The 6244-nt window shown below is 61.5% G+C and carries 2 protein-coding genes; one reads left to right on the top strand and one right to left on the bottom strand.

Translation table 11 applies throughout. The features are described from left to right. Window positions 1–131 precede the first annotated feature (131 nt). Window positions 132–2195: an acyltransferase family protein gene (locus tag RIF85_RS06380; RefSeq protein WP_309071079.1), complete on the bottom strand. Its 2064-nt coding sequence runs from the start codon at window positions 2193–2195 to the stop codon at window positions 132–134. Window positions 2196–2371: 176 nt separating this feature from the next. Between RIF85_RS06380 and RIF85_RS06375 the strand changes: the two genes are divergently transcribed. Then, window positions 2372–6235: an FtsK/SpoIIIE domain-containing protein gene (locus RIF85_RS06375; RefSeq protein WP_309071078.1), complete on the top strand. Its 3864-nt coding sequence runs from the start codon at window positions 2372–2374 to the stop codon at window positions 6233–6235. Window positions 6236–6244: the final 9 nt, after the last annotated feature.

The following is a 6244-nucleotide window of genomic DNA, read 5'->3' as shown; positions in this document are numbered from 1 at the left end:
TTTGACGCAAACTGGACCGCCAGCGGCAGACCGATCTTCCCAAGAGCAATAACAGCAATCTTCACGACGAAGTAAACCTCTTCTGTATGGCTTGTACCCGACCCAGCGATTCAGTGACCAAGACTATCGGATCACTTGCGGATATCCGCCCACCCGGTCGCCTCCTGGTACAGGTCTTTGAAAGCCGGGTACATCGACTCGACGTAAGTCTCAGTGAGGTGATTGTCATCGATATAGACGTGCATGTTGCCGACGATCGGCTCGCAGGAAACCTCCGAGCAGATCAGATCAGTCGCGTCAATAAGCGCTGTCTGCGGCGCTACGCTAAGAATTTCTTCGAAAGGCGGCTGTTCGACAAGTGTCGTTCTCCGGTCCTGTCCGCAATCCGATGCTTCTGCGCCTGATTGCTCGAGGCAGGTCATCATGTTGAATGCAAAGCGCGGGTTGTCACGAACACCGATCACTTCGATTCCCAACTTCTGCAGACGGTCCGCAGCGAGCGCAAACCCGGGAACCACTGTGTCCCTCGGAGTATCCGCGTGCGCGCTGGTCACTACTGTGAAAACGGCATCAGGCTGAAGGTCGGCGAGGTAGGACAGGGCTGCACGGTTGAAGTCTGGGCATCCCCCTTTCAGGTCCTGGGCAGGGATGCCGAAGTCACAACCGCCGTAGAGGAGCGCTACAAGGGTCCAGTTATTCTCTGCCGCGAGCGGCCGCATGACCCCTAGCCACTGCTCAGCATGCGAATCACCCACTACCACGACCGTCCGGGTGCTCGATGCCGGATCGATGCCGTTATCACTGCAATGTCCGGTTAGAGCGCCACCATCGTGGGTGATGAGGGGATTGCCGCATCTACCGGGCAGGGAGGCCCACTCTGCGTTGATGTCGGCCGCTGGTGGCACGACAGGCGCGTCGTAACTGGAGCTGGGTTCGACCAATCCCGCAAGCACCCTGGCGCCGGGGTTCTCTGCGATGGTCTGTGCACTCAAGCGGTCGGCCTCAACCTTCAGCGCCAACTGCCATCCACCGAGCGGTATTGCAACTGTCAGGCAGGAGATGGCCACCGCCGCAGTCGCATATCGGCGGGCAGAGTGTGTGGCATGCCGCACTGGGTTTTCGACGAAACGGGTAGTCAGGTAAGCAAGCACCAGGGACAGTCCAATAATTGCCACGCCCGACAGCGGACCGGCTTCAGCCCGCTGTCGGAACGCGAGGTAAATCACAAGAATGGGCCAATGCCACAGGTACAGCGCGTAGGAGTAATTGCCCAGGCCTACCAGTGGTTTCCAGCTGAGCAATCGGTCGACGCCGATTGTGCTGCCGGTTTGTCCGGCAATCATGATCGTGCCGGCAGCGAGAAGAGGCCACAGCGCGACATAGCCCGGGAACTGGCGTTCCACATCGAGCAGGAATCCGCCGCTCATCATCGCCAGCAGCGCAATCCACCCCGCACCGATCCGTACCAACCGAGGAGCGGACACGTAGGGCAGCGCCACTGCAAGAAGGGTGCCCAGAGCGAATTCCCACAGTCTGGTCCTCGTATCGAAGTAGGCATAGGACTGATTGCCATAAGTCTGGGCGATCGAGTAGGCGAGGGAAGCAACGAAGATTGACCCGAAAATTACGGTGACCACGAATCGGAAGCGCACCTGAGCCGCCTTCGCCATCACTGCACATAAAGCGAAAAGCAGAGGCCAGAGGATGAAGATTTGCCCCTGAACGGAGAGGGACCAGAAATGCTGAAGGGGACTTGCAACGCTGTCGTCGGCCGCGTAGTAGTCAACCGACCTTTCAGCTAGCAGCCAGTTCTGCACATAGAAGAGGGATGCCCACGTTTGGTCGAAGACCTCGGTCCAGCGGGACCTTGGGATGAACAGATAGGTGGCAATGAGTGTGGCAAGGAGCACTACAACGACGGACGGCAAAAGCCTCTTGAACAGCTGCAGCCAGTAACGCCCCAGGTCAAGCTTCTTCCCCTCCTCAACCTTCCGGATGAAGGTGAGCGTAAGCAAGAACGACGAGACGAGCAGAAAGACGTCAACGCCACCTGAAACCCGATCGAACCATATGTGATAAACGACCACCATGAGGACGGCAAGGGCACGCAGGCCCTGGATTTCCGGCCGATAGGAGGCGGGGCGCGTGGTTTGAATGGACGCTCGGTCCAGGCGGGAAGTTGCCAGAACAGCCAACAGATGTCTCCAGGAATCGCTCTTCGAATCGGGCGCACCGTGCGCTAGAGCCGCCGACTACTTTACCGCGCACTGTACGGCGTTCCTGGCAGGACGGACTCAATCGGTGGGGAGGGTTATCCACATACGAGGCGGCACCGCAACAAGTCCAACTTCAGGGCTCCTAGGCTCGCAGCATGGATCTGCATGTGACGCTGGCGGCAGGGCCCGGTGTAAGCCTGCCTGGAGGTGCAGCCACAGAGGAACTCGTCATCACGAGGGCGCACCTGGCCACCGGTGAACAGTTGCACCAACAGTTCACGGAGCGGGCCGGCGTCGAGCATTTTTTTGTCGGCGAGAAGCCGCTCAGCGTACTTCAGCCCGGCGTCCCGCCGTTCACCTCAGGGGCAGTCATCGTGGCCTCGACTGGTCCACTTCAAGCGGGGAGTTCATCCCGTCCAGGAAATCTCTTCTTCCTTGTGCGCTCCGGTCCCGACGCCGGCAAGGTTGTCTCATTATCCCGCGGGACATACACCATCGGGCGCGGCTCTGCGGATATCACCATCCAGGATCCCGAACTCTCGCGAGTCCATGCCGTCCTGTCCGTCACCAACAACTCCCTCACGCTGCGCGACCGGCGATCCGCGAACGGTGTCTGGGTGAACGGAGAACAGGTTGCGGAGACCGTGGTGTCCACGGATTCCGACATTGTCATGGGCCGGAGCCGATGCGCTCTCATCCTCAACGATGCACCTACCGAGCCAACTTCGGCAGTGGACGTCAGCGAACCGTGCGAGGTGAGCGCTCCTCCGCCTCCTGAGGGCCAGCGCCTGCTGATCCTCACATCCCTGCTGCCGCTTGTGCTCGGGATAGGTTTGGCAGTCGCCACCGGTATGTGGTTTTTCCTCGCGTTCAGCGCACTATCCGCTGTCACCGGCTTGGTCCCACTGGTCAACGGGCGCAGGAAGACGCGCACGTTCGGGGCAGCTGTCGCTGCCGCTGTAGCTGCGGACAGCGCACGACGACGGTGCGCGGCACCCGACGTCGGGTTGCTGGCAGCCGCTGCTTTGCAGCCGCTCGTACACCCCTCGATTCAGCCCTCCCACTCATCCTCCGCAGGCTTGTACTTGCGGTTGGGAACTGCTGATCAGCCCGCAAATATCGCGCTCGGGTCGAAGGCCCCGGGCTGGAGACCGCCGTGCCTCAAGGGGATGCCTGTGCTTCTGCCCCTAACGGAACCCAATGGTGGAAAGCCACTGCACCTGCTCGTTCGAGGCCCGGGCGAGACAGTCCTCCGCGTTGCCCATCTCCTACTCCTCCAACTCGCCACGGTCAGAGAGGCGGAAGAAATATTGTGCTTCGGGTCAATTTCACAGCTACCGGCGGCGGCTCGCTTTCTGCCGGGCGTCACGCTCGTTGCACATCCTGATCGTCTCATCGAACTCCTCGCAACCGGCCGATACTCCTCCCTTGTGTTGCTTGACGCAGACCCTGTGGTGTCAACGCCCGGGCTGCGAATCTTGCATTTCGTGTCATCCACGGGATCTAAGGATGGGCCGTGGACCGCGGATTACTTCTCTGCCGAGCCGACGCTTTCCAGCCCGGCTGGATCGCTCACCTTCGAACCTGATTACATGCATGGTGAGACGTTCGAGGGATTGGCTCGCGCGGTCGCCGCCCGTGGCGGTCGGACCACTGTGAGCCCAGCGGACGGGTCAATCCCTGCCGCGGTAACGCTGAAAGATCTGATCACGACCGACGATGCGAGCATCGCGGCGAGGTGGTGCGAGCCTTGGGACGGCACGCATCTGGGCGCGCCAGTCGGTTCGTCGGCTTCCGCGCCCGTCAACCTCGACCTCGTAGCTGATGGCCCTCACCTGCTCGTAGCGGGCACAACCGGCTCCGGAAAATCCGAATTCCTCAGGACGATGGTCCTGGGTCTTGCGATGAAGTATTCGCCCGCCAACCTGAACTTTCTCTTCATAGATTTCAAGGGAGGTTCCGGGCTCGGCGCCCTCGCTTCACTCCCCCACGTGACCGGCATTCTTACCGATCTGTCCCCCGCCGACGTTTCGCGCGCTCTCGTCTCGCTCACCGCCGAGGTCAAGCGCAGGGAACGTGCCTTCGCGGAGACTGGAGCATCGGACTACCGCGAGCATCGCGGGAAATCAGCGGAACAGTTACCGCGCCTCGTCATAGTGATTGACGAGTTCCGAATTCTGAGCGAGGAGGTCCCGGGTTCCGTTCATGAGCTCATGCGGATCGCCGTTCTCGGCCGATCCCTCGGAATGCACCTGTTGCTTGCAACACAACGTCCGCAGGGCGCAATCACGTCCGAAATCCGCGCCAACATTACGGCAAGCGTTGCCCTGAGAATGCAGTCTGCGATGGAATCGCAGGACGTCCTCGACTCGCCGGTCGCCGGTTCCCTCCCGATTGGTTCACCCGGACGCGGGTACCTGCGCGTAGCGTCGGCACCGCCAGTCGAGTTTCAGACAGCGACGACGGATGCGGGCCCTTCGTGGCCGTCGGCGTCGATCCTCACCTTCACCGCGGCGATGTCGGCAGGCCCGTCGGTTGTGGCAGGCAACCCCGTCGCAGTGCCGAAAGCCCTCGCCGGAAAGGACGGTCTTCGGGTCATCGTGCGGACTGCAGTCGACGTGGCCCGAAGCTTACCGCTTCCGGCGCTACGCCAACCGGTGCTCCCACCTTTGCCCGCGATGGTCGTGCTACCGCAGACACTCCCGCCCGATGTCCTTCAGTTGGGGCTCCTTGATATCCCGGAGAAACAAGAACAACGGTCTCTGGCGTGGAATCCCGCCCGCCACGCCCATCTTGCTTTCCTGGGTCAGGGCAGCGGAGGACTTGAGGTTGTGGTTCCCGCCGTGACCGCAGAGCACCTTCGCGCGCTCCCCGACCGGCACCTCTACCTGCTCGATGCCACCTCAGCGCTGCGATCCTTCAGGCACGCTCCTCAGGTCGGTGCCTACGTGACCCCCTCCGAAGTTAAGCGAGCAGCCCGGGTGCTTCAGCGGATCGCCGAACTTGTCGCTGACCGACTTGGGGAAGTCGGGACTTCGGTTGAAGAATCGTCGATCACAGTGGTTGTCACCGGGTGGGGCCGGTGGGCCGCGGCCTTTCGGTCGGGACGCTTCGCCTGGGCGGAAGACGCTTTACAAGACATCGCCCGAGACGGTGAAGCGTGCGGAATCACCCTCATCATCGCGGGTGAACGCGAACTCATCGCCAGCAGGTTCTTCACGCTGCTGCCCAACCGGCTTTACCTGCCCCTCGATGCCAGCCCGGAATCGTTGCTCAGCTGGCCGAAGTTACCGCCGATGGATGCTGTCCCCGGTCGCGCTTTCGTGCAGGGAAGACTCAGTACAGACATCGGCTCGGTGGCCCAACTGCTCACCGCCTCTGCGGTGGGGCCGTCAACGTCTCCAACCCGCCCCCCGTTCAAAGTGTCAACGCTGCCCAGCTCCGTCAGCAGCGCGTCCCTCCGATCTTCAGCAACCGCGCGTCCACGGGTGGTACATGTTCCGATTGGCGTAGGTGGAGACGACTTGGCAACGGTTCACATCGATCTGCCGCAGCGTGCTGTCGCTCTGCTTGTGGGAGCTGCAGGAACAGGCAAATCGCAGGCCCTTGATCTCATCGCGCAGACGGCCCCGCGGTCGGTTCGATGTTCACGACCAGCAGCAGGAGAAGACCCGGAAGCCTATTGGCAGCGTGCTTCGAAAGTAGCCGGCCCAGAGGATCTGCTGCTAATCGACGACGCCGACCAGCTGTCCCGAGAAACACACCATACTCTCGCCGCTATGGTGTCAACCGGCGCCAGGGCAGTATTCGCCGGTTCACCCTCACCTGCGCTGGGCACGAGCCCTGCACTGGCCCGCCTGCGCGTCAACCCTTTAGGCGTTATTCTCGGCCCTCGGGCGCAAACGGACGGAGAAATATTCGGCCTCCGTGTTGACGTAGACGGCAAGGCTCCACCCGGTCGCGGCATTTTGGTCAACTCACGTGGGTCGACGGAGATTCAGATCGCGCTCTGCACCTGAAACGGGCTC

It is taken from the genome of Arthrobacter sp., from assembly GCF_031179385.1.
Classification (GTDB): domain Bacteria; phylum Actinomycetota; class Actinomycetes; order Actinomycetales; family Micrococcaceae; genus Arthrobacter_D.
The sequence above is the reverse complement of the archived record's forward strand: the minus strand, read 5'-3'. Positions and strand labels throughout refer to the sequence as shown.